This window comes from Novosphingobium decolorationis, from assembly GCF_018417475.1.
Lineage (GTDB): Bacteria > Pseudomonadota > Alphaproteobacteria > Sphingomonadales > Sphingomonadaceae > Novosphingobium > Novosphingobium decolorationis.
Genome location: NZ_CP054856.1, coordinates 75,596 through 102,566 on the forward strand (window position 1 = coordinate 75,596; position 26,971 = coordinate 102,566).

General features: G+C 62.1%; 28 protein-coding genes and 5 pseudogenes. 11 read left to right on the forward strand and 22 right to left on the reverse strand.

What is annotated here, in order from left to right; genetic code table 11:
• Window positions 1-21: 21 nt before the first annotated feature.
• Both HT578_RS00420 and HT578_RS00425 read right to left on the reverse strand, forming a co-directional pair.
• On the reverse strand, window positions 22-390 hold the full coding sequence (locus HT578_RS00420) for a YidH family protein (protein ID WP_239026415.1): 369 nt from the start codon (window positions 388-390) through the stop codon (window positions 22-24).
• Window positions 387-899, reverse strand: coding sequence for a DUF421 domain-containing protein (locus HT578_RS00425; protein ID WP_213501437.1), 513 nt, complete (start codon window positions 897-899; stop codon window positions 387-389). Before HT578_RS00425 ends, HT578_RS00420 begins: the two co-directional genes overlap by 4 nt.
• Window positions 900-1,168: 269 nt before the next feature.
• Between HT578_RS00425 and HT578_RS00430 the strand changes: the two genes are divergently transcribed.
• Window positions 1,169-1,885 (forward strand): Crp/Fnr family transcriptional regulator, encoded by a 717-nt coding sequence (locus HT578_RS00430; protein ID WP_213501439.1) that lies wholly within the window; start codon window positions 1,169-1,171, stop codon window positions 1,883-1,885.
• A 13-nt stretch (window positions 1,886-1,898) separates the two neighbouring features.
• On the forward strand, window positions 1,899-2,084 hold the full coding sequence (locus HT578_RS00435) for a hypothetical protein (RefSeq protein ID WP_213501441.1): 186 nt from the start codon (window positions 1,899-1,901) through the stop codon (window positions 2,082-2,084).
• A gap of 36 nt (window positions 2,085-2,120) precedes the next feature.
• On the opposite strand, the gene HT578_RS00440 is transcribed toward HT578_RS00435, so the two are convergent.
• The 11 genes and pseudogenes from HT578_RS00440 to tnpA form a co-directional block, all read right to left on the reverse strand.
• Window positions 2,121-3,185 (reverse strand): sensor histidine kinase, encoded by a 1,065-nt coding sequence (locus tag HT578_RS00440; RefSeq protein WP_213501443.1) that lies wholly within the window; start codon window positions 3,183-3,185, stop codon window positions 2,121-2,123.
• A 258-nt stretch (window positions 3,186-3,443) separates the two neighbouring features.
• Window positions 3,444-4,373, reverse strand: a complete 930-nt coding sequence (locus HT578_RS00445) for a glycosyltransferase family 2 protein (RefSeq protein ID WP_213501445.1) — start codon at window positions 4,371-4,373, stop codon at window positions 3,444-3,446.
• Between the two features lie 2 nt (window positions 4,374-4,375).
• Complete coding sequence (locus HT578_RS00450) at window positions 4,376-4,957, reverse strand: SAM-dependent methyltransferase (RefSeq protein ID WP_213501463.1); 582 nt, start codon at window positions 4,955-4,957, stop codon at window positions 4,376-4,378.
• Window positions 4,954-5,619 (reverse strand): PIG-L deacetylase family protein, encoded by a 666-nt coding sequence (locus HT578_RS00455; protein WP_213501465.1) that lies wholly within the window; start codon window positions 5,617-5,619, stop codon window positions 4,954-4,956. Before HT578_RS00455 ends, HT578_RS00450 begins: the two co-directional genes overlap by 4 nt.
• The gene (locus HT578_RS00460; protein ID WP_213501467.1) at window positions 5,616-6,722 is read right to left on the reverse strand and encodes an acyl-CoA dehydrogenase family protein; all 1,107 of its coding nucleotides are present in this window, start codon (window positions 6,720-6,722) and stop codon (window positions 5,616-5,618) included. The genes HT578_RS00455 and HT578_RS00460 overlap by 4 nt, the downstream gene beginning before the upstream one ends.
• Window positions 6,719-7,786: a glycosyltransferase gene (locus HT578_RS00465; protein WP_213501469.1), complete on the reverse strand. Its 1,068-nt coding sequence runs from the start codon at window positions 7,784-7,786 to the stop codon at window positions 6,719-6,721. The genes HT578_RS00460 and HT578_RS00465 overlap by 4 nt, the downstream gene beginning before the upstream one ends.
• A complete protein-coding gene (locus tag HT578_RS00470; RefSeq protein WP_213501470.1) occupies window positions 7,783-8,703 on the reverse strand; it encodes a glycosyltransferase family A protein in 921 nt (306 codons plus the stop codon). Before HT578_RS00470 ends, HT578_RS00465 begins: the two co-directional genes overlap by 4 nt.
• Complete coding sequence (locus HT578_RS00475) at window positions 8,700-9,803, reverse strand: glycosyltransferase (RefSeq protein WP_213501473.1); 1,104 nt, start codon at window positions 9,801-9,803, stop codon at window positions 8,700-8,702. Before HT578_RS00475 ends, HT578_RS00470 begins: the two co-directional genes overlap by 4 nt.
• Window positions 9,804-10,614: 811 nt before the next feature.
• Window positions 10,615-12,214, reverse strand: a pseudogene (tnpC, locus tag HT578_RS00480) (IS66 family transposase); the annotation flags it as partial.
• A gap of 66 nt (window positions 12,215-12,280) precedes the next feature.
• Window positions 12,281-12,634 carry an IS66 family insertion sequence element accessory protein TnpB gene (tnpB, locus tag HT578_RS00485; protein WP_021243391.1) on the reverse strand — a complete coding sequence of 118 codons (354 nt, stop codon included), beginning with the start codon at window positions 12,632-12,634 and terminating at the stop codon, window positions 12,281-12,283.
• The gene (gene tnpA, locus HT578_RS00490; RefSeq protein ID WP_213500083.1) at window positions 12,631-13,080 is read right to left on the reverse strand and encodes an IS66-like element accessory protein TnpA; all 450 of its coding nucleotides are present in this window, start codon (window positions 13,078-13,080) and stop codon (window positions 12,631-12,633) included. Before tnpA ends, tnpB begins: the two co-directional genes overlap by 4 nt.
• Before the next feature lie 173 nt (window positions 13,081-13,253).
• On the opposite strand from tnpA, the gene HT578_RS00495 reads away from it, so the two are divergent.
• The 3 genes from HT578_RS00495 to HT578_RS00505 all read left to right on the forward strand — a co-directional run bounded on the left by HT578_RS00495 (window position 13,254) and on the right by HT578_RS00505 (window position 14,901).
• Window positions 13,254-13,436 (forward strand): hypothetical protein, encoded by a 183-nt coding sequence (locus HT578_RS00495; RefSeq protein ID WP_213501475.1) that lies wholly within the window; start codon window positions 13,254-13,256, stop codon window positions 13,434-13,436.
• Between the two features lie 371 nt (window positions 13,437-13,807).
• Window positions 13,808-14,677, forward strand: coding sequence for an SDR family oxidoreductase (locus HT578_RS00500; RefSeq protein WP_213503899.1), 870 nt, complete (start codon window positions 13,808-13,810; stop codon window positions 14,675-14,677).
• 38 nt (window positions 14,678-14,715) lie between these two features.
• On the forward strand, window positions 14,716-14,901 hold the full coding sequence (locus HT578_RS00505; RefSeq protein WP_213503900.1) for a DUF3008 family protein: 186 nt from the start codon (window positions 14,716-14,718) through the stop codon (window positions 14,899-14,901).
• A gap of 138 nt (window positions 14,902-15,039) precedes the next feature.
• Here HT578_RS00505 and HT578_RS00510 read toward each other — a convergent pair whose 3' ends face one another.
• The 3 genes and pseudogenes from HT578_RS00510 to HT578_RS00520 form a co-directional block, all read right to left on the reverse strand.
• Window positions 15,040-15,324 carry a hypothetical protein gene (locus HT578_RS00510; RefSeq protein WP_129403910.1) on the reverse strand — a complete coding sequence of 95 codons (285 nt, stop codon included), beginning with the start codon at window positions 15,322-15,324 and terminating at the stop codon, window positions 15,040-15,042.
• 137 nt (window positions 15,325-15,461) lie between these two features.
• Window positions 15,462-16,544 carry an IS630 family transposase gene (locus tag HT578_RS00515; protein ID WP_213501478.1) on the reverse strand — a complete coding sequence of 361 codons (1,083 nt, stop codon included), beginning with the start codon at window positions 16,542-16,544 and terminating at the stop codon, window positions 15,462-15,464.
• 68 nt (window positions 16,545-16,612) lie between these two features.
• Window positions 16,613-17,047: pseudogene (locus tag HT578_RS00520) on the reverse strand (DUF1989 domain-containing protein); the annotation flags it as partial.
• A gap of 104 nt (window positions 17,048-17,151) precedes the next feature.
• Between HT578_RS00520 and HT578_RS00525 the strand changes: the two are divergent.
• Window positions 17,152-17,897, forward strand: a pseudogene (locus HT578_RS00525) (IS5 family transposase).
• On the opposite strand, the gene HT578_RS22535 reads toward HT578_RS00525, so the two are convergent.
• The 5 genes and pseudogenes from HT578_RS22535 to HT578_RS00550 form a co-directional block, all read right to left on the reverse strand.
• On the reverse strand, window positions 17,859-18,035 hold the full coding sequence (locus tag HT578_RS22535; RefSeq protein ID WP_422394363.1) for a DUF1989 domain-containing protein: 177 nt from the start codon (window positions 18,033-18,035) through the stop codon (window positions 17,859-17,861). The pseudogene HT578_RS00525 and the gene HT578_RS22535 overlap by 39 nt on opposite strands.
• Entirely contained in the window at window positions 18,002-18,685 is a 684-nt protein-coding gene (gntA, locus tag HT578_RS00535; protein ID WP_213501484.1) for a guanitoxin biosynthesis heme-dependent pre-guanitoxin N-hydroxylase GntA, read from the reverse strand. Before gntA ends, HT578_RS22535 begins: the two co-directional genes overlap by 34 nt.
• Before the next feature lie 376 nt (window positions 18,686-19,061).
• Window positions 19,062-19,829 (reverse strand): IS21-like element helper ATPase IstB, encoded by a 768-nt coding sequence (gene istB, locus HT578_RS00540; protein WP_213500153.1) that lies wholly within the window; start codon window positions 19,827-19,829, stop codon window positions 19,062-19,064.
• Window positions 19,826-21,314, reverse strand: a pseudogene (istA, locus tag HT578_RS00545) (IS21 family transposase). Before istA ends, istB begins: the two are co-directional and overlap by 4 nt.
• Window positions 21,315-21,390: 76 nt before the next feature.
• Window positions 21,391-21,555 carry a hypothetical protein gene (locus tag HT578_RS00550; protein ID WP_213501486.1) on the reverse strand — a complete coding sequence of 55 codons (165 nt, stop codon included), beginning with the start codon at window positions 21,553-21,555 and terminating at the stop codon, window positions 21,391-21,393.
• A 288-nt stretch (window positions 21,556-21,843) separates the two neighbouring features.
• Here HT578_RS00550 and HT578_RS22090 point away from each other — a divergent pair.
• Window positions 21,844-21,987 (forward strand): annotated as a pseudogene (locus HT578_RS22090) (IS5/IS1182 family transposase); the annotation flags it as partial.
• Window positions 21,988-21,997: 10 nt separating this feature from the next.
• On the opposite strand, the gene HT578_RS00555 reads toward HT578_RS22090, so the two are convergent.
• A complete protein-coding gene (locus HT578_RS00555; protein ID WP_213501488.1) occupies window positions 21,998-22,258 on the reverse strand; it encodes a hypothetical protein in 261 nt (86 codons plus the stop codon).
• A gap of 59 nt (window positions 22,259-22,317) precedes the next feature.
• Between HT578_RS00555 and HT578_RS00560 the strand changes: the two genes are divergently transcribed.
• The 4 genes from HT578_RS00560 to HT578_RS00575 all read left to right on the forward strand — a co-directional run bounded on the left by HT578_RS00560 (window position 22,318) and on the right by HT578_RS00575 (window position 26,943).
• Complete coding sequence (locus tag HT578_RS00560; protein WP_213501490.1) at window positions 22,318-22,797, forward strand: hypothetical protein; 480 nt, start codon at window positions 22,318-22,320, stop codon at window positions 22,795-22,797.
• A gap of 58 nt (window positions 22,798-22,855) precedes the next feature.
• A complete protein-coding gene (locus HT578_RS00565) occupies window positions 22,856-23,428 on the forward strand; it encodes an RNA polymerase sigma factor (RefSeq protein ID WP_213501492.1) in 573 nt (190 codons plus the stop codon).
• On the forward strand, window positions 23,386-24,369 hold the full coding sequence (locus tag HT578_RS00570; RefSeq protein ID WP_213501493.1) for a FecR family protein: 984 nt from the start codon (window positions 23,386-23,388) through the stop codon (window positions 24,367-24,369). The genes HT578_RS00565 and HT578_RS00570 overlap by 43 nt, the downstream gene beginning before the upstream one ends.
• Window positions 24,370-24,450: 81 nt before the next feature.
• A complete protein-coding gene (locus tag HT578_RS00575; protein ID WP_213501495.1) occupies window positions 24,451-26,943 on the forward strand; it encodes a TonB-dependent receptor in 2,493 nt (830 codons plus the stop codon).
• Window positions 26,944-26,971 lie beyond the last annotated feature (28 nt).

Consider the following 26,971-nt stretch of genomic DNA (forward strand, 5'->3'; position numbering starts at 1 on the left):
GCGCATAACTGGCCGGTGCGGTCAGGCTAGCCACCAGATCGCGCCGCCTAGGCTTGCAGTTGCACTGGCAAGCGACCAAGCGAGTAACCGGACGCGGACGGGTTTGAGTGCAGCGACGCGGTGCGGCTCGAGTTGAGCGATGCGATGGCATGCCCGTTGCTCAGCGGAAACGAATACGAAGATCGCGATCAGAAGGAAAGCGGTCGCGATCGCTTTGGCCACCCAGGTTGGATCTAGCATCCGGAACAGAGCGTTGAACCCGAGTCCGATGCCGACTGACGCCATGCCGGTGCGCATCCAACTAGCAAAACTGCGCTCGTGCGCGAGCACCGTCCGGTCTTCTGCAAGATCGGTCCGGTTCTCGGCCAGTTCGTCGCGTTCCTGGCTCACGGCTGATTTCTCGTTGCGGGCAAGGCTTCGCGTGATCCCGCATCTTCTGCGGACACCACGCTGAGGCTCCCATCTGTTTCGAGCACCACGGCAGCGGCCAGCGCGAAGTCACCGAGACCCGCGCCGCGCAAAGCTGCCTTCATCTCATCGTGCGTAACCCGTTCGCGCCTCAACGCAGCATCGTCGATCCTCCCATCGAGAAGCAAGACCGTAGGTTCAGCCTTGGCCAAACTCTCGACAAACGCCGAGCGAACCGAGAGACCCGCGATCGCATATTGCAGGGCGACCAGCGAAAGAAGCGCAAGCAAGCCCTCGACCAACGACACATCCTTACTAAGAAGGATCGTCGCCAAGGTCGACCCAAGTGCGACCGTTACGACGAGATCGAAGGCATTCATTTTTGCGAGCGTTCGCTTGCCGCTGATACGCAAAATGGCGATCAATGCGGGATAGGCTAGCACGCTCAGAACGAGCACGCGTACAAGATTGGAGACGTCGTCGAAAATCATGCGTGGGGGAAGCTTTCTACTCGCCCTATCGCTGTTCGAAGGCCCGGCCCTTGGTGCGACGGGGCAGGATTTCGTCTTATCAATCCGGGTTTCTCGAGCAATCAGGCTAGCTGGCCGACCTTCCATGCCGCAAGAGCGGCAAATGGAGTTAGCACCGAAATTCAAATTGATCATTGTTACTCTGCACATTTGTCAGCCCATTTGAGGGATCACCGGACCGTCTCATGTGTTGAAAGCAGGCACAGATATATTGGAAAAATCAGCAACCCATGTTCACCGACCGTTTCCTCGTCAATCGTAGCGGAGTTGCACTTACGGCGGAGGAACGCGCCCTTCTGGAATCGGCGATCAGCGAGGTCCGCACACTTGAGCCGCGCACGACTTTGGTCCGAGCTGGCGAGGTGATTGGGATCAGTACTCTACTCGTAGAGGGCATGATGTCGCGCTACATCGATGACCATAAAGGCCTACGCCAGCTAGTCGCGGTTCATGTCGCAGGTGAATTCGTCGATCTTCACGCCTATCCGATGCATCGCCTCGACCACAGCATCGGCACGCTGACGGCGGCGACCGTCGCGATTATACCTCATGACGCATTGCAGCAAATCCTTGCGGGGCGTGAAGAATTCGCCCGTAAGCTCTGGTTTTCGACGCTCCTTGACGCTGCGCTGCACCGCGCATGGCTGTTCCGGGTAGGACGACTCGATGCCGTCGGCCGCGTTGCGCATTTTCTCTGTGAGACCAATGCGCGGCTACTGGCGGTTGGTCTTAGCGATGGACGCCGTTTCGCGCTTGGCCTCACGCAGACAGACATTGCCGAGGTCTGCGGTCTCACGACGGTGCATACAAATCGCGCGATCCGGCAACTGCGCGAAGCTGGATTATGTGTACTCAAATCCTCGCTGGTCGAGATAACCGATGCCTCCGGGCTCGCCAAACGAGGCGATTTTGATCCTGACTATCTCTATCTCGACCCACTCCGATGAAAGGATGCCAGCCATGTCCGACACCCGTACTACCCAGCCGTTTGTCAGTCCGGGCGTCGCCAGTGCTGAAGAGGGACATGTCGTGCTGGACGGGCCTGACGGCATCGCAATCACGCTGACTATCGAGGCCGCCAGGCAAACTGGAGAAAGCCTCATCGCGGCCGCAAACGCGGCCGCACAGCAAAAATCCGATCTGTGATAGAAAGTGCCTGGAATACCTATGGCGCCCCGTTTCTTAGACCAGGTCTGCAAGTGGCGCGCGCATGTCCAGTTTAAATCCGTTGGCCTCGAACCGGCGATCGACGATGCCGCGGCGGCCGAGCCCGATGTCTATAAGCCGTGAGCCGAAACCGTTGCATGTCGGTGCTGTAACTGGCGGGCCGCCACTTTCGTGCCAGCTTAGCTGGAGTGTATCTCCCCTTACATTCCAGGATACGAGAACCTTCCCTGACGGGGCCGATAAGGCCCCGTATTTGACCGCGTTGGTCGCGAGTTCGTGGATCATCAATGATAGCGCCACGGCGGAACGATGGTTGATTTCTAGGCTAGGTCCCTCGGACCGGACTTGGCCGAGCGCGTCGTGGGGCTCGATTGAGGCTTGGATCACTTGCTCGAGCGAAGCCGCCAACCAGTCCGCCTGAAGCAAAATGTCGTGTGCGTGCCCCAGTGCGCCAATCCTGGCATTGAACGCGTCCATTGCCTTCTGCTCCGTAGCGTCCCGCAGGGTTTGCGACGCAATCGCCTGCACCAGGGACAGCGTATTCTTCAGTCGATGACCAAGCTCCTGATTGACCAGAGCCAGTTCCTCCTGGGCGCGGATTTTCGGGGTTGTCTCGACAACCGTATCGAGCATTCCAGCAACAGTGCCGTCGGCAAGCCGCAAGGGGCTATAGCAGAAGGTGAACCATACCCGCTCCTCTGAGCCCGATCGGTTAATCGTCAGCGGGAAGTCCTCAATATACGTAGGCTCTCCGGCATACGCACGTTCAAGAATTGGACCGATCGTCTCCCATACTTCCGCCCAGATGTCCGCGAAAGACCGGCCCAGCGCGGTAGACTTCTTTCCGAGGATCGGCAGAAAGGCATCGTTGTGGATGGTGGTGAACTCTGGACCCCAAACAATCGCCTTGGGAAAGCTGGAATCAAGCATTTGGCCGACGGCTATGTTGAGCTCGGAAGGCCATTGTTCACGCGGGCCCAGCGGTGTCTTCGACCAGTCAAAAGCGGCGACGCGCTCGCGCATGCAGTCCGCCTCCGTCACATCCGCCTGGTCCTTCACATTTTCGCAATCACCGGACATGATGGCTTTCTTCCCCCCACTTAATAATGGCGTCTTCGTTTCGCTTCGGTCGCCGCTACTTACCGTAGGGCGACACTTCTCTCGATCATAATGTGCAAGACTGTGGCAGTTGGAGGCAATCGGAACCGACTGTAATGCTCAAAATGACCGACGCGCAAGGATCGCAACAGTTGTCCTAACTTTTATTAACACAGCTGATCGAGATTCCACAGAAACTGAGGGCAACAGCTTTCGAGGTCAATCGATCGTCAAACGAAGTCAGCGTTGCTTGGCACGAGAACGGCAATGGCCGCTGCGGTTGGTTCCTTGTGTGACCGCCCGGCGTTCCGAAGCCAACATTGGCGGAGAGGTCTTCGGCCAGGTCGAGAGCGTCGCGGCGCGTTCGTCAGCGGTAGGCTGCCGCAAAACGACCGGTGCGCCGTCTTGCCAGTCGATGAGCCCCATTGCCTCGAACCGATCAAGCCATCCGCGCATCGGCCACTCCCGCCAGCGTGCTTCAAAGCGCTGTGCATTGGCAACGATGTCCTCAAGATGCTGGATCGGAGGATCATGACTGTCATGGTATTGATGGCAGGCGATCGCGCCGCCGACGAACAGCAGCGGCAATCCCATGGCCCGGGCGCGATAGCCGAAATCGGTATCCTCGGCGCCGTAACCGGTGAACGCCTCGTCGAACCCGCCCAGCGCCTCGAATCGTGCGCGGCGGATCGCGAAGGCGAGCGACCAGAACAGGCCGGCATCGGGCTCTTCGCGCAGGCCGTCCACCGGGAAGTCTCGCACAGGGTGCGGGGCGCCGGTCGCGAGCAATTCTTTCTCTTCCCAACCTGTCCGCGCATCGCCGGGCCCGAGATAGCGGACGTCCGCACAGAGCAGCGCATCATGCGCGTCAAGCGTCGTCGAGAGACGTCCCGGGCAGTCGCGCATGGCGATGCAGTCGACGTCGAGGAACAGCAATTGATCGCCACGCGCGACTGCACCCGCGCGATTGCGCGCGGCAGCGAGGGGCAGGCCGATCGTTTCGAACCGTTCGACCCGGATCGGAAAGGCCGCCGTGGGTCGATCGACCGGCGTGTCGCTCATGTCAACGACGACGAGTTCGTCGGGTTGGCGCACGCTGCGGCGCAGGCCTTCGACAAGCTGCGCGAGATGCGCCTCGCGATTGCGGACGATGGTGAGCACCGAGAGCATGGTCAGCGCCGCCGCCAGAGATCGAGGCGGTAGCGGTCATGGCGGTCGCCGCGTTCCTCAGCAACTGCCTCGCCAAGCGCGTCCTTCAGGAAGCCCACCGCGCGATCACCGCTCTGCGGATAGTCGGTTTCACCGGTATAATGGACGAGAAGGATGTATCCGCCAGAGTCGACATGCGTCTCGAGCCATTGCGCCGCCCGCTCGAGATCCTCATCGCTCCAGTAATAGGCCACCTCCGACAGCACCGCCAATTCAAAGCCCGTGGCAGGCGGCGCCTCACGCGGAAAGGCCATACGCGCGAGCGTCAAGCCTGGCTTCGTTCCCAGGCGAGAACGGGCTTTGGCGATTGCGGCAGCGCTTATGTCGATGGCGAGCAGCGTATCGCAATGGGCTAACAGCCGCGCGGTGAGGACACCGTGCGCGCAGCCGATTTCGATCGCACGACGATAGCGGCAATCGCCGAGCGCGGCGATTGTCTGGTCGAACTTGGCGCGCTCATAGGCGCTCGACGCTAGCTGCCAGGGATCGTCGTCGGACGCAAAGATCCCTTCGAAATAGGCGGCGTCGAGGCTGCGGTCACTCATCGTAGCGGCTCGCGCAGAACCAGCAGGTCGCTGGACGGCATCGCTAGCCGCGCGCGCGGCAAGCGAAACCCGTCGCCCAACCGGACCGTAAGCTGGCTGCGATGGGCGCAGAGCGCCTGCCGCCGCCGGCCCACCAGCATTGGCGGGGTGCGAAGGTATTGGCGCTGCCGATCGAGAGGGCTCCAGACATGGTAGGCGAACAGCGCGATACGGCGCCTGGCATGGTGGATAGCGCCTGATGCAAGCGCGAACGCCGCCGCATGATCGCAATGGGCCTCGCTCGCATCGGACACCGCGACCGCGTCGACCCGGCGCCAGCGCATCACGGTCGCGAGAAGCCGCGCCTCCTTGTCAAACCCAGCGCTGCCGACTGCATGTGGGTGCGCGTCGCGCCAGTCCAGCCAGGCGATCGGCGTGTCGCCAGCGCCGAGACGCCGTAAGGCGGTTTGTGCCTCTCTGCGCCGGATGGCGGCAAGCCTCGGCGTGCCGGGTGGATGCGACCCGGTCCCATCGGTCAGGTAGACGAGCCCGGCAAGACGGCCCGTTCCAGCAGCATGCGCGATCAGCGCTCCAGCTCCGAGAGTTTCGTCATCGGCATGCGGCGCGAGGACGAGCCATCGCGCCCGGCGCCAGCGGCTAGCGAGCAGCGGCTCCGTCCTCACCAAAGCTGGTCACCGGGCGCCCACGGATCCCGTTCGAGCAGTGTCTTGGCCGCTTCGTCGCGCGCATGATCGGGCCCCGCCTGGCGCAGGTAGAGCGATAGGTCGCGGATGATCTTGTCGGCGCGCTCGCCGTCGAACGCGCTGCGCGTGCCGAGCAGACGCGCGGCGGCGTCCATGGCGGTCAATCCCGCCTGCTCGACGACGCCCCGGGTCAAGCGGGCAATGTGCACAGCATCGAGATCCTCACTGACGAACCGTTTTGCAGCCTCTGCAACCCAGAAGCCGGCGCTGCGCATCGCAACGACTGCCTCGGCGAAGCGGGCACGCTGGACCGGATCGGCCCGCGCTGCATCCCGCATGGCTTCGCGGGTCTCGGCGAGCAAGGCCTCGATGCCGCCGAGCTGGACCGCGCAGAAGCGCCAGCCGCCAGCCGTGAAACGTGGCTCGCGATCGTAGTCGCCGGGCTGGCCAAGCAGCATCGCCGCATCGAGCGCCAGTTCGTCCAGGTCATAGCGCCCGCTCACGCTGGCGCGCATGCCGCGCACACGCCAGTGCGCAAGGTCGGCGCGTGCAGGATCGTTGGCCGGGACGATAGCGAGGCGGGGGTCACCTTCGTGAGTAGCGGCAGTGACGAGCGCAAAATTGAGGCCGCCCGAGCCGCTGGCGAATACCTTGGTGCCGCGCAGCACCGGCGGATCGCCCGGCTCGATATGCACCCCTGGCGGGGCTTCGGTTGCCCAGACGCCGAACCACGCCCCGCGATCGAGCACCTGATTGAGCCACTCAAGCTGGCGGCTATCGGCATACCAGCCGAATAGCGCGAGCGCGTTGACATGACCCTCGTACAGGCGTCCCACGCTTAGGTCCCCGCGTCCGACCTCGCGCAGTACGCGGGCCATCGCGGCGGCCGCCGCTCCACCATCTGTGAACGTATCACCGCCCGCCGCCGGCGGCGCGAACCGTTGATGCAGACCCGCATCCCGTAAGGCGCGCAAGCTTTCAGCAGGAAAGCGCGGCGCCGCATCGTAGCGCGCGCCCAGCTCTGCCAGCTGGATTACAACGGTATCGGCGCAGTGCGTTTCTGGTCTTGGGCGCATGGTCATAACGCGCTTTGCCGCCCCAAAGCGGCCACCAGCGGCAGCGACGCGAGCCAGTCGACGACGCGTCCGGGGCCATCCGGGGTCGCGAGTGCGGCAGGCCAGCCCTCGCGGCGCTGGGCGACGGCATATGCGACCAGCGCGGGCCATTCGGTAGGAGTGGGCCAGGTCCAGACAACCACCGCTGCGCCGAGCGCAGCGAGCCGCCGTACCTTTGAGCACTGTTCGTCGAACGGGCGTTTTTCCGGCAGACAGAGAAAAGGCCGCCGGTGCGCGAGCACGGCGCTTACCAGCCCATCGCCCGCCGCTCCGACGACCAGGCCCGCCCCCGCGATCGCCTCTTCGGCATTATCAACCCAACCGCGCAAGCGAAGGTTTGGGGGTGGCTCGGCGGGCACGCTGCAGGGCCCGAGTACCTCCCAGCGATAATGGGGCGCCGCGCGCGCCGCTTCCGCCCAGCGCTCGCCATCGGCAGTGCCGCCGCCGCGGCCCAGCACAACCAGAATGAGGCTTTCGTCAACGGTCCCGGCCAGCGCGGACCGAATGATCCCTGGCGCATGGAAGGTCTTAGCAACGATCTCTGGCCGCGTGGAGGGATCTTCTAGCGCGGCATGGAACGGCGCGAGCAGGGCGCTGGCGCTCGCAAACGCATCGGCGTGTGGCCGGTCGTCGCGAACGCCGCTGAGGCGGACATAGACGGTGGGAACCGAGCACAGACGCGCGAGCATCGCGACCTCGACCGACACGTCGACGACAAATAGCCGGGGCCGCGCCTCGGCAATCCAGCCCGCGATCGCGGCGGTCCGGCGCCGTACGCCATCATGATCGAATGGCGCGTAGTGCAGCGCGGAAGGGCGCTCATTGAGAGTTTCGCCGGTGCGATCGTCGCCGCCAAAATTCAACGCGATCCGGTCGTCGGGAAGGCCGATGGCGTCAATGCCTTCGGTGCGCCCAACAAGGCCGGTACCGAGCAATGTGATCCCACCGCCAAGCGCTCGGGCAATCGCAAGCGCGCGCTGGCGGTGGCCGTCGCCATGATGATGGACATAGTAGCCGATCGGCCTGGTCATGCCGCACGCCTCCAGGTGAGCGCCATGTCGTGGGGCATCGGCTCCAGCTTCTCCTCGGCGGCGGGGACTGCAGCATCGCCATGCGCCGCGCGCCAGTCGCGCCGCCACTGTGCCCTTTTGCGCCAGTGGCGAAAGTCGGGGACCAGCAGGGGGCGGTTAGACCCGGCGAGCTCATGCCAGCGGCGCACTTCTTCGGCCATGCCCCCAATTGCACGGCCGAGATCGCGTGCGGAGGTACGGGACCAGACCGAGGAGGGGTGCACTAAACGGCCACCGGCACCAATGGCGTTTGCAACAAGCGCTCTGTCTTCGCCAGTAGCGATGCACGGTACACCGCCCGCGCGCCGATATAGGGCGATATCGAGTGCGAGGCTCGCACCGGTATGGTCGCCATGACGCGGCGGTGGGTCCCAGGGTAGCGGATCGACTCTATCCTCGATGTCCCGCACTGCCTGCCAATATGCGTCGAGCGCGGCACGGATCGCCATAAAATCCGCAGCGACGGGCTCGCGCTCGTCGAGTCTGATGCCACCGCCCACGATATGATCAGCCCGCGCGGCGGCGAGATTGGCGCCGATCCAATCTGGCGGTGGCCGGCAGTCGGCGTCGGTTGCGATCAGCAGGCCCTGGTCCGTGCCGAGCCAGTTCACGCCCATCGTCATGGCCGCGCGGCGCGCTGAGCCGGCATGCGCTTCGGGCTCCGGGAACGCGCGTTCTTCGAGGCGGAGCACAACACGACCGTCGGTGCGCTTGGCCGCCGCTCTGGCGATCGCCGCGGTGCTGTCGTCGCTGTTGTTGACGAGCAGCGCCAGCCGAATAGGGCACACATCCTGCTGGTCTGCCAACGCCTCGATCAACGTCGCGATTCGTCCCGCTTCGTTGCGCGCCGGCACGCAGACACAGAAGGGTCGGCTCATGCGACGCTCGCCATCGCCAGGGGCACCTGCTCGATCGGCGGGGTATCCAACCGCGGTGCAGCGAGCCGACGATATAGCGCCTCATATGCATCAACCATCACCTGCGCGTTGCAGTGCCGCTCGGCACGTGCGCGGCAAGCCGCGCGGTCGCAAGCGATTGCGATGTGTGCGGCGGCGGCGAGACCATCGACATCATCAGGGTCGGCGAGCGCGCCACAGTGCTCATCGAGCAGGGCCGGCACGCCGCCGCGACGGAAGGCTGCGACCGGCGTACCGCAGGCGAGCGCCTCGGCAACCACCAGGCCATAGGGCTCTTCCCAGCGTGGCGTGCACAGCGCGGCGACCGCTCCGCCGACCAATTGTGCGAGCGCGCCATGATCGAGATGGCCGACATAGACAGCGTGCACCCCAAGGAGCGGTGCGATCGCACCCTCGAAATAGCTGGAATCGGTGATGGGGCCGGCGATGCGCAGCGGGAGGCCGGTGCGCCGCGACGCCTCGATCGCGAGATCTAGACCTTTTTCCGGCACGATACGACCGTACCAAACGAGATAGGGCTCACGCTCGGGCACCACGCTAAAGGGGAAGTGAGCAAGGTCGATGCCGTTGGGAATGACCTCGTCGACCTTTGTCACATGCGACCACATCCGTGCCGTCGCGTCCGACACCGCGACATAATGCATGCGGGTCCGATTCAGACGGATTCCGCTTTCCAGCCAGCAAAAGGGCGGCGTGTGGAGCGTGGTGACCATCGGCGTTGCGAGCGTCTCGGCCATGCTGACTGGCAGGTAATGCAACGAATTGTTGTGGATGACGTCGAAATCACGACTGCGCAGTTCGGTCATCAGGCGCAAATAGGCATGGTGCTCGCGGAAGAAGGCCACGTCATTGGCCTCGGCGATGCCGGTCTCGAGCAAGGACGTCTGCTCACAGATCGCCTCGACACCAAGCGCCGGGTCGGAAGCAAGCGAGGCGAACAGCGTGACCGCATGACCGCGCTGCCGAAGCGCGCGGGCCAACATGTGGGTATGCATCTCTAGGCCACCCGAAAACGGCTCTGATATAGCATATTTGAGGTGGGCAATGATCGCGATTTGCATGACGTCCTCCCGAAGCCGCGACCAGTCCGGGCTTATCTGAACGCCAATTTGAACCGGTGATCCAGCGAATAGCTCCCCATCTTAACTTTAATCATAGCGTTCATTCGTAAGCGTCCGCCCGGGACCGTTGGCGGCAGGAAACGCCCCAAGTCGGCCAGTCAAATCGCGAGAAATGAGCGGCCGCTTTCAAGCAGCCCCCGCTTCGGACGCTATGGCATCAATGTCGGGGGGAGCGGACGTTTCACATTGATCGTGCAAGGCGTTTGATGGCTTCAGGCGGGCCTAATGCTACGAACACGGAATCTCTGGGAGTATGACTCGCATCTCTGCCCTTGACTGACTGGTCGCAGAGCGTTCCAATGTAGATTTTCCGCCGTGACACTCCAGCGGCAGCAAGCTCGCTCTGAACTATTCTTAGCCGCTGCCACTGTCGCCTATAGGGCTGATCGCCGCTAGTTGAGCAAAGATATGCTGCATATGGCAAGACTCGCATTGCATCAGCAATGACATCCACACCTGTGCTTGGCTCCGTCAGCTTCTCGCTGTGCGGCTGGAACTGCAAATAGAAGGGTCCTGAATGGACCGACGATGCGAAAGAGACAGTCCCTGTCATGACTAGAGCCGCAAAGGCCATGGTATGGCGAAACCCGGACATGAGGTAATCATAGCGGCTCTGTGGAAATGAACAACGGCAGCTTTGTCGGCGTGTCCGGAAAGGCAGCTTTTGAACCGAAATCTCGGATAGCAGACCTTCGTTCCCGATTGCGGCAATGACCACAATCCACCCAAAATGCGCGTTCACGCTCGCCGTGGCCCAGTTCCAAGGCAGCAGTTCATCGATCCGGTTGATGGGATGCCCCTTGCCGATCCGATCGAGGACATCGGCCAGCCATTCCTGCGGATTGACGCCGTTGAGCTTGGCGGTTTCCAGTAGCGAATACATGGCGGCGGCGCGCTCGCCGCCGCAGTCCGCGCCAGCAAACATCCAGTTCTTGCGGCCAACGGCTATGCCCCTGAGGGCATTCTCCGCCGGGTTGTTGTCGATCTCGAGCCTGCCGTCTTGGGTGTAAGCGAGCAATTGCGGCTTGAGCTTCACGGCATAGCGCAGCGCTTCGGCCAGCGGCGATCGGGCGGACGCCTTGGACAGCACGTCATTGGCCCGTGCGAAGAAATCCATCGCCTTGAGCAGTGACGCCTTGCGTGCCCTGCAGCGAGTATCGGCCGGCTCACCGGAAATTTGCCGCTCAATCTCGTAAAGGTCACGGATCATGAGCAGGCCCTGCCTGCGGCCGAGTGCGGGTCCGCCTTGTAGACATCGTTGATTTTGCGCCGGGCGTGCGCCCAGCAGGCGACCGGTGTGATCGGCACCGGCTTGCGGTCACTCGCATAAAGGCGGTCAAAACCGGCATAGGCATCGGCCTGCAGGAAGCCCGTGAAGGTCTTGAGATGCTCGCGCGGTCTCTCGCCCTTGCGGTCTGGGCTGTAGCGGAACAGCGCCGCTGGCTTGTCCAAGGGACCCATTGTCGGTTGTCGCGAAGGTAGACCCATAATCGCCCGGTCGCCGTCTTCCCGGTCCCCGGCGCCAGCACGGGAACGGGCGTGTCGTCGGCATGGACCTTCACGCTGGCCATGACGTGATCGGAGATCCGATCAACCAGCGGTTGCAGCAGCCAGCTTGCCTCGCCGAGCCAGTCCGCCATCGTTGAGCGGCTGATCTCGACACCTTCGCGGGCGTAGATCTGCGACTGGCGATAGAGCGGCAGATGGTCGGCAAACTTCGATACGATGACATGGGCCAGCAGCCCCGGACCGGCGCGGCCGCGCGGAACGGGCAGCGCCGGTCCAGGGGCCTGGCTGATCGCATCGCAGCGATTGCAGGAAAGCTTAGGGCGGACATGACGCACGACGCGGAAGCGACCTGGGATATATTCCAGCACTTCGGTAACGTCCTCGCCGAGCTTGCCCATCGTGCCGCCACAGGCCGAGCAACCCTCGGCATCGGGCGCTGCGTGCATGACCTCGTCGCGGGGCAGATGTTCGGGAAGCGGTGCACGGCGGGGTTTGCGCTGCGCCGCTTTGGCGGGAGCATCGTCGGGCACATGACCTGCAATTACGCACTCGGCATGGGCATGCTCGGCCTCGAGATCCTCGAGCGTGAGTTCGAGCTGATCAGCCTGAAGGGTAAGTCGTTCGGAGGATTGGCCGAACTTCATGCGCCGAAGCCGGGCCAACTGGACCTTGAGCTTCTCGATCTGGAGCGTGATCAGCTTGACCGCGTTGCGGGTCGCCTCATGCGCTTCGCGTTCGGCTTCCAGCGCCTGTTCCGAAGCGGCCAGACGTGCGCGCATCGCCTCGGCAAACGCGCGCAGTTCTGCGGGATCGGTAGGGAGTTCGAGATCGTCGGGGGACACGCCCCCCATTAGCAGAATCGGGTTCAGCACCCAAGAAAAAAGCCCGGAAATACGCCATTTTATACATCAAATCTGGACCGGCAGGCGCGGCGGGTCGGGCGCTACCGTACGCCTCCAGTCCATCGCTTCGATCAGCAGTGCAAACTGCGCCGGGGTGAGCACAACGCCGCCCTCGATGAGCGGAGGCCAGACAAAACGGCCACGCTCCAGGCGCTTGGCAAAAAGGCAAAGGCCGCTGCCATCCCAGTGCAGCGCCTTCAGGTAGTTGCCGTTCTTGCTGCGAAACAAAAAGACATGCCCGCCGAATGGCTCGACCGCGAACAGCGGCCGAACGAGCGCGGCCAGCCCATCGAACCCCAGACGCATGCTGACCGGCTTGCTTGCCAGATAGACCTTCGTTCCGGGCGCCAGCGAAATCACGATACATCCCGAAGCGCACGAAGAACGCGGGCCAGCGCCTTCTCGTTGACGTAGCTGTCCGTGGACAGGCGGACCCCGCTGGGCAGATCGATGTCTATCGCGCCAGGCCTCGCGCCGGGATGCGGACGCACCAGGTCTTCCGGCATCGGCGTACTAGACGGCGCGGCCTTCACCTGAGGGGCTGGCACCGGCGCCGTGGGCGCGGGTTCGGTCGTCACGATCGAACCGTAGGGAATGAACTCCAGTGGCTCGCTGGCGATCGCCGTTGCCTGCCGGCGGGCCGAACGCCAGTTGTAGATCAGGCTCTCCGCAATCTCATGGCGCCTGGCAACATCGCGAACAGAAACGCCCTCCTGATCCGCCTCGGCCAGGATCGCGGCCTTCTCCGCATCCGAATACTTCCTGCGCCGCTCCGTGCGCGCGATGATCTCCACCCGGTCTGTCACTTGGCCTCCTTCTGGAGTCCAGAAAGAGACTCCTTACTGGAGGTCCATCACCTTCACGCTCTTACCTCGCAACGCGACCGAGCCCGGACGCTTACGTTCATTCCCATCGCCTTCGGAACCTCGCGCGGTGGTCGCCATTCTTGCTTTGTCCCCTAAGACCAAAGGAGTTTGCAATGAGCATCGAAGGAAAAGCGAAGGAAGCAGCCGGCTACATCAAGGAAGAGGCTTATGAGCATGGCAGGTCGCCTGAAAGCCAGAAGAAGGCCGAAGAAGGTCGTGAACTTCGGAACGAGGGCCGGATCGAGGACGGCAAGGCTCCCAAGACGACTGAACCCGGCAGCGGGGCTTCTGAATAAAGTTCTCGACGTTTGAAAAAGCGCCGCCCTCCGAACCGGGGCGGCGCTTCTCATTAAATGGCAGGTTCGCGAGGCTCAGCAATAAATATCTGCCGCGTGGCAAACCCCATTTCGTCACCATGTTCGAACGCCAAATGGCAGGTGAGCATTGAGATGCAAGATGCGAGAACGAAGCCAGACAGCAAAGGACGCACTTGTCCCTCGATGTTTAGCACCATGCGACAAACTGAAAGCATCGTGAGGCGGGTGGGGGAACGTGCTTGCCTTCTTGCCGCTTCATCTTGCGACGTTTTTAGCAGCCCGGTCGGTGGGCCGTAGTAAAGCGGATATTCGGATTTCATAAACAGCGCAGATCAAAGGTGATCAAGACCATGTCGGAAACAGCGGAATTCCAGCCCCCCATCGACGAGCAACCTCGGATGCCCGGCTCGGAAGAGCAGATGGCCGACAAGCCCGACTGGACACCTCGCTATCGTGGATCCGGTCGGTTGGAAGGCAAGGTCGCTATCGTCACCGGAGGAGACAGCGGCATAGGCCGCGCAGTCGCAGTCCTCTTCGCACGGGAAGGCGCAGACATTACGCTCGTCTATCTTGCTGATGAGGAAACCCCCGACGCCGAAAGGACCAAGGCACTAGTCGAGCAGGAGGGGCGACAAGCCCTCTGCCTCAAAGGCGATCTGGGTAGGCAGGATTTCGCCAAAGAGGTGGTGTCAAAGACGATCGACACCTTTGGCAAGCTCGATATCCTTGTCAACAACGCGGGCGAACAGCATCCCGATGACGAAATCGAAGACATTACCGAACAACAGCTCCGGCGAACGTTCCAAACAAACATCTTTTCGATGTTCTTCCTGGCGCAGGCGGCCCGGCCGTATCTCCGACGGGGCAGTGCCATCGTCAATTGTACCAGTGTGACGATGTACAAAGGTTCCGATAATCTGCTCGACTATTCCGCCACCAAGGGGGCGATAACTGCCTTCACACGTTCATTGTCCGAAAATCTCGTAAAGGAAGGCATCCGCGTCAATGCGGTAGCGCCCGGCCCGATCTGGACACCGCTCAACCCGTTCGGCGGTCAGCCACCTGAGGATATGAAGGATTTCGGCAAGGGTACGCCCATGGGCAGACCCGGCCAGCCTAATGAAGTGGCTCCCGCCTTCCTGTTCCTGGCCTGCGAGGATTCAAGTTACATGTCCGGTCAAGTGCTGCACCCCAATGGCGGGATCGTGGTCAGCGGATAGGGACAACGCAAAGGATTGACGCAGAAAGGAGAGGCATGATGCCCGCAAAATCCAAGGCGCAGCAAAAAGCCGCCGGCGCGGCGCTTTCGGCCAAACGCGGCGATACGAAGAAATCCGCACTGAAAGGCGCCTCCAGGGACATGTTCCAGTCCATGAGCGAGGGCGAGCTCGAAGATATGGCGAGCACTCAGCGCAAGGGAAAGCCTGAACACAGTGGCGACTAAATCCCGGGATCATGTGACGTCAGGCGGTTGTCTCTCAGTGCATCCAGTAACATTTCCAAGACCGTCTCGATTGTGAGGTAGCAAACCTCCTGGCGCCTTGGATCGCGTTCGCTCGGGGACAGCGAACCGCCAGATGCATCAAACAGTTCCCTGATGAGTCGTTTCTTTTCCCCGCTCACCGGCAATCAAATAGCGGTATACGCCGACGCAATTGATGACGAGCAAAATGACGTTTTGAACGCCGATCCCTTCCGAATTCTCATCGAGAAAACCCCACGCGATCAGCGCAAGAGAGCTGGTCACGAAAATCAAGAACGCGCGTCCACTCCACAGGCGACCAAGATTTAAAGAAAGGATCAGGGCTGCAAGGGCAGCGGCACCGGCGCCATAATATTGAAGGGATGTGAGTACAAAATCGTTCATCGTATTATAAAACTCTTCAGATGTTATCCTGTTGTTGATCTACTCAATGCTACGATTGGTCGGCTTCCGCTGGCTCACTCGGGGCTGTCGGAGGCAAGATTACTCGATAATCTATTGGTTTGAACGACCCACCATTACTAGTGGATTGACTCCAACGTTTGGAACCCTCGATTTCGAGCGGCGATGATGTCATCCGGATTGGCCTTCCAGATGAAGGGCTTGGGGTTATCGGCATTGTACTCCCGGATGAACCGGTTGATGGCAGCCTGGAGCTCGACGACGGAGTGGAAGACGCCGTGCTTGAGGCGCCGCCTGGTCAGCTTTGCGAAGAAGCCCTCGACGGCATTGAGCCATGAGGAAGAAGTTGGCGTGAAGTGGAAAGTCCAGCGCGGATGGCGGGCGAGCCACTCCTGGACCTTGTCCTTCTTGTGTGCGGCATAGTTGTCGAGGATCACGTGGATCGCCTTATCCTTGGGCACTTCGCGCTCGATCCGATTGAGGAAGCGGATGAACTCCTGGTGGCGGTGACGCTGCATGTTCTGCCCGATGACGGTTCCGTCGAGTACGTTGAGTGCAGCAAACAGCGTGGTCGTGCCGTGGCGCTTGTAGTCATGGGTCAGGGTACCGGCGCGGCCCTTCTTCATCGGCAGGCCGGGCTGGGTGCGGTCGAGCGCCTGTATCTGCGATTTCTCGTCGATCGACAGGACCACCGCATGGGCGGGCGGATCGACATAGAGGCCGACGATCTCGGTGAGCTTTTCGGCGAAAGCCGGATCGTTCGACAGCTTGAAGCTGCGCCAGCGATGCGGAGCAAGCCCATGCGCCTTCCAGATCGACTGCACTGTCGAAACGGCAAGCCCGACCGCTTTGGCCATCGCGCGCGCCGTCCAGTGGGTTGCCTCATGCGGCGGCGGTTCCTGCGTCAGCCGGACAATCTCGGCCACGCGCTTGGGCAACACTGGCGCCTTGCCGGGCGGACGGGACTTGTCGCGAAGAAGACCATCTACACCTTCGTGCATGAAGCGCTCCTGCCAGCGCCACACGCAGGTCTTCGACTTGCCTGTGGCCGCCATGATCGCCGAGGTCCCCAGGCCATCGCTGCTCAAAAGCACGATACGGGCGCGCCAGACATGTTTCTGCGGGCTCAAGGGAGCCGACACGATGTCGTCCAGGCGTTGACGGTCGGAAGCCGAAACGGTGAAGCTGATCCCATCGCGCATCCTCCGAGACTGGCACGCCTGCAAGCCGGTGGGAATCCCCAGACGGACTCTTTCGTTGCGGTCAATCCACTAGAATAGGCAGAGCATGCAGTCAGTCCGATGATGAGATCGCACTCTGCTTGCAATTGAATGAAGTCGCCCGGTCGGCTTACGGGCCGCTCTACGCTCAACCGACCCGAATTCTGGATGGGGACATTCATGAAACAATTAAATGCCACAGGAATCGCATCTTCACTGATCCCGTAAGGGGCCAGTGCTTGTGCGAGATTACCGAAGCATCCGTGATGAATTGGCTTGTCCGGATAGAAATGATGAAAGGTATCCACGCTACAGGGAGTCAGCAAGAAATCGTGGCGACCGACGGTATCGCCCAGGATAGTCAGCATCTTGCGCGAGCGGTTGGACCACAAAACATTGCCCGTCGTGAGGCAGATTGTCTCCTCGTAATCAAACGTGCGTCCGTTGGAAATCACCTCACCGACGTCTTCTGCGGAATAGGCTAGGTTTCGTGGACAAAGCTTGACTGGGGACTCGGACCTTGATTCAAGGCTGGCTTTTGGAGGCGGCCTTGGGCGAACGGATCGGCGTTACGGACGAAGAGTGGGAAGTGATCGGGGCGCTGCTGCCGCCTGAACGGGGGCGAGGCTGCCGCCCGGCACAGGATAACCGTCCCTATTTTGAAGGCATGATGTGGATCGCGCGAACCGGCGCGCAGTGGCGACACCTGCCGGACGAGTATGGCAAGTGGAACAGCGTCTTCCGGCGCTATCGACGATGGGTCACGACGGGCGTGTTCGATGCCATGCTCGAGACGCTGGCCGAGCTGGCAGGGCGCGATACCGCCGCCGACATGATCGATAGCACTGTGGTCCGGGCACATCATTGTGCCGTCGGCATAAAAAGGGGACTCAACAAACCGAGGCGCTTGGTCGATCGCGCGGCGGCTTCACCACCAAGCTCCACGCCAGGTGCGATGCCAGAGGTCTCCCGCTCGGCTTCGTGCTGACACCGGGACAGGCGCACGATGTGCAGGGCTTCGCTCCGCTGTTCCGCATGATAACCGATCGGATCGAGGCCTTCCTGGCTGATCGGGGATACGATGCCGATGCGATCCGCGAGGAAATCGAGGCCGCAGGCGCCGAGGCGGTGATCCCGGCCAAGGTCAACCGGCGCGACCCCGTCCCGCACGACCGCGCCAAATACAAATGGCGCAACCTGATCGAGCGCCTGTTCAACAAACTCAAGAACTGGCGGCGCGTTGCGACCCGATACGACAAAACCAAGGAATCCTACCTTGGCTTCGTCGCGCTCGCCTCAGTCAAACTCTGGATACCCTTTGTCCACGAAACCTAGCAAATCGGCCACTTGGCATCCGTGGGGATCAATTACCTCCAGGATTTCGCCAGAACGGAGACGAAATGCGATTCCGCTCCGAGGCGGTATCCGTGAGGGTTCAATCATTGATCCGCTCTTTTGTCCTGAAATGGGCATTGCCACTGTTCATCAACCAGCCTGCCAGAGTATTGTAGAGCCTCACTAGCCTCTCCATGGCGAGCGAGCATAGGGTTGGTCGAGCCCGCAAGGAGGCGATCCCGATCGAGGATCGTCTCGCGTATTTTCTCATAGCGACCTTCCTCGCGCAGCTTTTCGAACTGGTCGTGAAGGTTAAAGACAAGGACGGGCCAAGGTGTGCGACGTGCAGGCCGGTTTGCCTGTGGGTGCATCCCCACGACGAAGAAGGCCTCTCCGCCAAAACTCAGTGAAAAATGCGGATCTTGCGGATCGCTACTGACGCGCTGGTCATACGGCTGGGCGAGCCATGCATCTTTGTCCGCAAGCGATTGAATACGCGCCCACATAGCCTCTTCGAACTTCTTCTCCCCTAGCCACGGCGACCCCGGGAAGAGGAAAGCCAAGCTTACAAAAAGACTCGGATCGGCCTTGTAGTCATGTGCCCAATTTAACAATTCGCGGTGGATGCGAACGTCGTCCCACGCGCTCTCGATCGACCAACATACGATGGTTTTGAGCGTGCCCCGCGACAAGGCGCTTTTCGCGCCGACGCATGGGAAATCGACATCTCGGATAAATGCCTCGAAACGTTCGATGACTTGTTGCTTATCAAGCTGCTTATCAATCATCGTGACGAATGTATCCTGCGATTTTCACTCTGATGTTGAACGCCGCGAACAAGGCCAAGTTCCGGGCTGAGCTACCAATCGGAAAGGGGGAATTTCGATGCGAGAAGACTTCGGCGAATGCGGTGAGCTGACAATTCACAGTGCCCTCTCCAGAACTCGACTGGATTAGCCGGTGAGACCGGTCCAAATTAATGCGTCGGCTTTCACGCAGCTAAAAGGCGACAGAGATTTTTGGTGCCTTCAGATGTCTGGCTGTCAACGGCGGAGCAAAAGTCGGCCATGGGGCGGCGTAAAACCAGGCCATCGTGTTACACGCCGGGGGGAGTGGCGTGAGGGCGTAGCCCGAGGGCCACTCCCCCCGGCATTGGCTTGCTTTTCAGGGTCTGATTTTGGCCTTGCGGGCCCGGCTGTGAGCGAGGCGATAGCTTTCGCCGTTCATCTCGAGGATGCTGACGTGATGGGTCAGGCGATCGAGGAGCGCGCCTGTGAGACGCTCGGATCCGAAGGTTTCGGTCCATTCGTCGAAGGGCAGGTTGCTGGTGATCAAGGTGGAGCCGCGTTCGTAACGCTGGGAGATCAGCTCGAACAGCAGTTCGGCGCCGGTCTTGGAGAGCGGTACGAAGCCCAGTTCGTCGATGATGAGCAGTTTGTATCCGACCATCTGCTTCTGGAAGCGCAGGAGACGCCGCTCGTCGCGCGCCTCCATCATTTCGCTGACCAGCGCCGCGGCAGTGGTGAAGCCCACCGACAGCCCTTTCTGGCATGCTGCCAGTCCGAGCCCCAACGCTACGTGCGTCTTTCCGGTGCCCGATGGCCCCAGAGCGATGGCGTTCTCACGCCGCTCGATCCACTCGCAGCGCGCCATCTCGAGCACCTGCATCTTGTTGAGCCTCGGGATGACGGTGAAGTCGAAGCTGTCGAGGCTTTTGACGGCGGGGAAGCGCGCGGCCTTGATGCGCCGCTCGACCATACGACGCTCCCTGTCGATCATCTCCATCTCGACAAGGCGGGCGAGGAAGCGGATATGATCGACGCCTTCAGCGGCACATTGCCGGGCGAGCTTGTGGTGCTCTCGCAGGCACGTAGGCAGCTTGAGTGCCTTGAGATTGTGAGCGAGAAGAAGCTCCGGGGTCTGATCGCTCATGCGGCCTCCTGCTGGTCGGAGAGCAGGCTCAGATAGGCTCTGGCAAAGGTCTTCTCGACCGTTGTGCGTGGCAGGAAGGGATAGACGTCCAGGTCCAGCCTCGGCGGTACGCGTTCGACCCGGCACAGGGCGAGGTGCTTGACGGCATCGAAGCCGATGGCGCCAAGATCAATGGCCTGTTCCACCGCCGCCTGGAGATCGGCGAGGGTGAACGTTTCCAACAGGCGCAGCACCTGTACATATTCACGCCTGCCATGCTTGTGCATGCGGCCTTCCATCAACCGCTGCAGTGTCGTGAACGCTTGGGCAAATCCCAGCCCTGCAAAGGCGCGGCCGGTCGAATGCGTTGATCTTCTGCTCGATCAGCGGGAGATAGTGGAGCGGGTCGAAGATAACCTCCTCGCGGGCATAACAACGAGGATGACGGGCGATGACTTCGCTGCGGCAGCCGACCACCACCTCATCGACATAGGCCCTGATCCAGACCTCCTGATGGCCCCGTGCCACCGGAACCGAATAATCGTTGGTCCTGTAGCGCACCAGGGATTGCGAGGAGACCCGCCCGCTCGTCTGATCGCAGGCCTCGAAGGGTGTAGCGGGCAGAGGCTGCATGGCTGCCAGATCGCGTTGCAAGCGCTCACCGATCGTCTCGCTCTGTCCGCGCACCTTGTCCTGCTGGCGCTTGCGGCATTGCTCCTCCAGCCATAGGTTGAAGGCCTCCCGTGTCGGGAACTTCGGGATCGGCACCATGAAATTGCGGCGGCAGTAACCAACCAGCCCTTCCACATTGCCTTCTCGTTCCCTGCCCGGGCGGGCATAGCGGTCGCGGATCACGTAATGCGACAGGAAAGCGCTGAACAGCGTGGCACGCTTACGCGTGCCGTCTGGCAGGATCTTCGCCACAAGGCAGCGATCGTTGTCATAGACGATCGAGCGCGGCACCGCGCCGAAGAACGCGAAGGCATGAACGTGTCCGTCCACCCAGGCCTCCGCCACCGCCGCCGGATAGGCCCGCACATAGCAGGCATCACTGTGCGGCAGATCGAGTGCGAAGAAGTAGGCCTTCTGCTGCACCCCGCCGATCTCCACCAGCGCTTCCCCGAAATCGGCCTGCGCATCCCCCGCCGGGTGGGCCAGCGGCACGAACATCTCCCGGCTGCGTTGCTCACGCTCGCGGATGTAATCCTTGATGATCGTATAGCCGCCGGTGAAACCATGCTCGGCGCGCAAGCGGTCGAATACCCGCTTCGCCGTATGGCGCTGTTTGCGCGGGACGCAGCGGTCCCCTTCAAGCCATCCATCAATGATCGCCACAAACCCGTCCAGCTTCGGACGCTGCGGGACAGATTGACGCCGGTAACCCGGTGGCGATGAAAACGACAGCATCTTGCGCACCGTGTCGCGCGACACATTGAAACGCTTCGCCGCCGCCCGCTGGCTCATGCCATCCGCGCAAGCCAAACGGACCTGAAGATAAAGTTCCACGCTGTAGATCCCCACACCTCCCTGACTTGGCAGAAAGGCTTCAAGGTGGACGACTTTTACGCCGCCCGCAGCAGGACTATCCCGCCGCTAGCGTGGTCGAATATTGCTCCGCCGTTCTCACAGTCCCTCTCTCGGTTGCGAGGATCGTCTCGGGAACGGGCACGTTGTCCGAGCGGTAGCGATCAAGCGTCTTCTGGAGAGCCGCTTTGAGCGGAGCGCCGACAGGGGCTTCAATCGCCATCTTGGTCATGTTTTGGCGTAGGCGAATCGTCTCGCCATTATAAGCTGACCAAGGGAGCTGAAGGATGTCGCCTTGGCGCTGTCCCGTCCAGAGGGCCAGAGTCAGGGCAAGAGAGAGAGATGGGGCGATGCTGCGGCGTGGAATGCAGCTTCGTCAGCCTTGCTCCAGATATTTTCGGTCCGAGAGGCCCGGTAAAGCCGACCTGGCCTTTCGCAGGGGTTGAGGGGGCTTTGTTGCGCAAATTTCGGAGGGATGCCGTTTGTGAATTCAGTCGGTTAATGGCTGGCGATGAGCAAACCGCCCCGCGCCCGCTACCCCACGACGAATTGGAAAGCCTACAACGTAGCCTTGGCACAGAGAGGGGCGCTTCAGATCTGGTTTGATTCCCGGGTGCAGTGGCTGTCCGCGCCAGCCGGTCTTTTCGGACGCCGCCATCCTCAATCTATGGGATGCGCTCGGAAAGGCCCAAACTCAGCGTATCGCCTAACCGAATGCCTTCAAAAGCCGAATGCAGCCCTGCGACTGATTTGCGCAACAAAGCCTCCGAAGGCAGCCAGATGGGCTGCGGAACAGGAGCAGAGAATGCGCAGATGCCCCCGGGCCACGGCTCGGGATCAGCTGCGTTGGCTTGCGGCTCAAGGCGAAGGTGGTGCTTGCCGGAATCAAGGGCGAGAAGACGCTGGCGGAGCTGGCGCACGATCATGACCTGCATCCCAATCAGATCACGACGTCGCGCACGCTGTATTTGAAGGGGCGACAGGCGTGTTCGGTGCGGCGAAGTCCTCGGACGAACCGACCGTCGACGAAAGAACGCTGCATGCCAAGATCGGTGGGCTGACGTTGGCCAATGATCTTCTTGGGAAGGTGCGCCCAGAGGGTAATTGGCGGCAAGGCAGGTCTGTTGCCGAGCGCAAGGCGATGATCGACCGCTTGCACACCTTGCCCGTGAAGCGGCAGGCGAAGGAAATGGGGATCAGCCGGGGCAGTGCCTACTGTCTGCCCCGGCTGGTTTCGCCTGAAGATCTCGCATTCATGCGACACATGGACGTGTCGCACCGGGTGCTCCCGTTCGCGGGAAGCCGGATGCTACGTGATCTCCAGCGCCAAGAGGGCATCAAGATGGGCCGCTGGCATGTTGCCATCAAGCAGAAAAATCCAACTTTTTCACCGTGCAGATCCTCCAGGCCACCTCTCGATGGACGGGGCTCGCTTGAATGGCGCCTTGCAGCTCTCCTGCTCTAGATGTCCCGAAGCTGTCAAAAAGAACACCTAAGCGCCGCCCGGCAAACAGGAGTGCGCCTTGGGCTGGCTACGCGACATCGACCGATGGTTTCTATCCGAAGTGCTGCCCCATGCTGCGGCGTACAGGGCGCGCGCCGCGCATTTTTGCGGCCGGGACGAAGCCGACGACCTCGTCCAGGAGGCCTATGCGCGGGTCCTGGATACGCAGGATTTTCGCGCGATCCAGTCCCCGCGCGGCTTCGTGCTCACGATCGTGCGCAACCTTGCCCTGGAGCGGCTGCGCCGGGCGAACGTCGTGCGCATCGATTATCTGGCCTCGCTCGAAGCGCTCGACGTGGCGGACCCGGCGCCCGATGCCTTCATGGTCTCGTCCGGCCGCTCGGAACTGCGCCAGCTCGCCCGCATCATGGAGAGCCTGCCCCCCCAGTGTGGGCGGGTCCTGCACATGCGCAAGATCCAGGGCATGGCACCTGGACAGATTGCCGAGGTGCTCTCCATCTCGCTTTCCACCGTCGAAAAGCATCTTGCCAAGGGTCTTGCCCTTGTAACCCGGGCACGGCGTGACGATAATGCACGGCCGGAGGTAGAGTGCCCGAGAATTCCAGCCCCGACACGACGCGTATCGACTTGATCGAAATCGCGTCAGGATGGCTTGTCGGCCTCGATGCCGGCACCGCGGACGTGCGTGCCTTCGAAGCCTGGCGCGATGCCGACCCACGTCATGCAGCCGCGTTTGCCGAGGTCGCGGGCGCGTGGAGCGACATGGGTGACCTGCGCCTTCTGGACGAGGTGCCATCCCCGCCGCCGCTCGATGCTGGCGCCAGGCAGGACAGCGCGGGCGATGCCGCAGACCTTGCGCCCGCGCCCTTCGGCAACCGCCGCAAGGTGCTGCGCGCAGGCATCGCTGTCGGTACGCTTGCGCTCGGCGCTGCAGGACTGACCTACCGCGCGGCCGCCCGTGAGAGCGCAAGTACGGGCATCGGGGAAAGCGCCAGGGTGACGAGCGGTTCGGCGATGACCGTCGATCTCAACACCGACAGCCGCATTTTCTGGAAGGACGGAGATCCGCTCAAGCTCTGGCTGGATCGCGGCGAGATCGCCATACGTCTCACCGCTGCGCACAGGCTTGCACTTCTTACCCAGGGCGGAACCTTCCACCTGGTGCCCGGCGTCTACAACGCCCGCATCCGGGACGCGAGCTGCGAGCTCACGGTCCTGGAAGGGGGCGGGACATTCGGGGCGGACGGACATGGCCTGCGCACGGGTGAGACCGCGCTTGCCACCGCAGGTAAGGCCAGTGTTCGCGACGATGGAGAGGATCTTGCCCGCGTTACTGCGTGGCGCAGCGGCACGCTGGTCCTGAATGGCGAGAGCCTGGACTATGCCCTCTCGGAGATGAACCGTTACCTTGAGGACAAGATCGTGATTGGCGATCCCGGCCTCTCCCGCCTGCGCGTAGGCGGTACCTTCGCGACCTCGAACCCGGCCGAATTCCTTCAGGCGCTGCGGACCTCCTTTGCCATCCGCACCCGCCGTGACGGCACCGGCAGCATCGTCCTCACGCGCAGCTGAACTTTTTTCGAGCGCAAGTGGCGGTTTCCTCCGCGCCATTCATCCCTGCCCCGACAATAGCACTTTGTGGGGTCCAATTTCATGTTCAAGTACCTGACGACGACTGCCATGCTGGCAGCCGTGCTGCCCGCGGCTGCCCATGCCCAGGACACAGCGCGCGCGTTCTCCTTCGACATTGCCGCCTCGGATACGGCCAGCGCGCTGAACACGTTTGCACGGCAGGCCGGGGGGCATCTCTCGTTTCCGTACGACGCAGTGCAGGGGCGCCGCGTTGCGGCTCTGCGCGGTCGTTACACCCGTGACGAGGCGCTCGGCCGCCTGATCGCGGACCAGGGCCTTGTCGTGGCCAGCCAGAGCGCCACGCTGTTCGCGCTCAAGGCCGCCTCGACGGCTTCCTCGGCTCCGGAAAGGCCCCTTGCGGCCACGTCGCAGGAGGAGGAAATCGTCGTTCTGGGCTATGGCCAGTCGCGCCAGGTGCAGACCGTCACCCCCAAGGCCATGAGCAAGAGCACGGCCGGTGCCTCGCCGCTGCGTTCGCTCAATCGCCTGCCCGGCGTGAACTTCGATTCCTCGGATGCCAACGGCACCTATGAGGCCGCCACGCAGATCTCGATCCGCGGCTTCATCACCGACCAGATGGGCTACACGCTCGACGGTGTGCCGTTGGGCAACATGCAGTACCGCAACAACAACGGCCTCTCGATCAACCGCGCCCTTCTCAGCGAGAACAATGGCGGCGCAACGCTTTCGCAGGGCAGCGGTGCGCTGGGTACGGCCTCCACCAGCAACATCGGCGGCACTATCGACTTCACCTCGATCGAGCCGACCTCGGACTTGGGCATCGATCTTGCGCAGAGCTACGGGAGCGAGAATTCCTGGCACAGCTTTGCACGGGTGAACTCGGGCGAACTGCCCTGGGGCGGCCGCCTGATGGTGGCCTACGCGCACGACAAGCAGGGCAAGTGGCGCGGCTGGGGCAAGCAGGAGCAGGACCAGCTTAACGCCAAGTATGTCCAGCCGCTGGGCGACAATGTGACCTCGACCACCTTTCTCAACCTGATCGACCGCCGCGAGGACGACTACAACGACCTCTCGCTCGCCAAGATCGACCAGTACGGCTGGCATTTCGACAACGTGCCGACCTTCGCACTGGCCGAGGACCTCGCCCGCGTGGTCCAGAACGGCGGCGCGGTGCCTGCCCCCTACGTCAACGCCGACGATGCCGTCTACAATGGCGGCGGCGTGCGACGTGACCTGCTGGTCTACGAGCGCCTTGATTACGACATCGGCTCGCGCCTGTCGGGCTCGACCACCGGCTACATCCATCTCGACCACGGTATCGGCACCTGGGCCGACCCCTACGATCCCACGCCCGAAGCCTATGGCGGCTCGCCGGTCTCGGTCTCGGCGCTGCGGTATGACGTGAACCGCAAGGGTGTGATCTCGCGCCTTTCGTTCGAGGCGGGCAATCACACCATCGAAGGGGGCGTGTGGTACGAACACAACCGCTTCGAGCAGGCTTCGCACCTCTACGGTCTGGAAGAGGGCGTCACCCCGCCCAATTTCCAGCAGTTCTACTCCGATCCGTTCGTCACCAACTGGCACTACGTGTTCGACACCGACACGGTTCAGCTCGACATCGGCGACACTTGGCAGGCCACCGACAGCCTGCGCCTCAACGCCGGGGTCAAGGGTGTCGTCTCGACGAGCAGCGCGCGCACGATTACCGCCAACAAGCCGATGGACGGCTCGATCAAGTCGCAGAACTGGTTCCTGCCCACGGTTGGTGTGCTTTACGATCTCGATGGTCAGCACGAGCTCTTCGCCGACTACACCCGCAACATGGCGGCCTTCGTCGCCTCGGCCTCGAGCGGTCCCTTCTCGAGCAGCTCGCAGGCCGGGTTCGACTACATCCGCGACGACCTGAAGCCGGAAATGACCAACACCTTCGAGGGCGGCTATCGCTTCCACGGGCGCGACGTCCAGTTCTCGCTCACCGGCTATTACGTCAAATTCACCAATCGCCTGCTGGCTTCCTCGATCAGCGCCACGATCGTGGGGAACCAGAACGTGCTCCAGAACGTGGGCAGCGTGACGTCGCGCGGTGTCGAGGCGGCGGCGAACTGGAAGTTCGCTCCCAACTGGTCGGTCTATGGAAGTTGGGCCTACAACGATGCCAGCTACGACGATGACGTGCAGCCGCTGGGCGGCGCCATCATGCCGACCAAGGGCAAGCAGGTCGTCGCCTCGCCTAAGAATGTCGGCAACGTTGACCTGGACTACGACGATGGTCACCTCTGGGGCCAGGTGTCCGCGCACTACCGCAGCGCGCGCTACTACAGCTACCTCAACGATGCGAAGCTGCCCGGCGCGATCAACGTCAACGCCTCGGCGGGCTATCGCTTTGCTGGCGGCATCGAAGTGCAGGTCAACGTGAACAACCTCTTCGACAAGCGCTATATCGCCTCGACCGGCACCGCGGGCTTCGTCACCTCCGACCCGGGCGGGACCTACACGACGCTGCAGCCCGCCGCGCCGCGCCAGGTCTTCGGCACCGTGCGCCTCCACTTCTGATCTCCCCCCTCAGGAGCTTCGGGGCCGA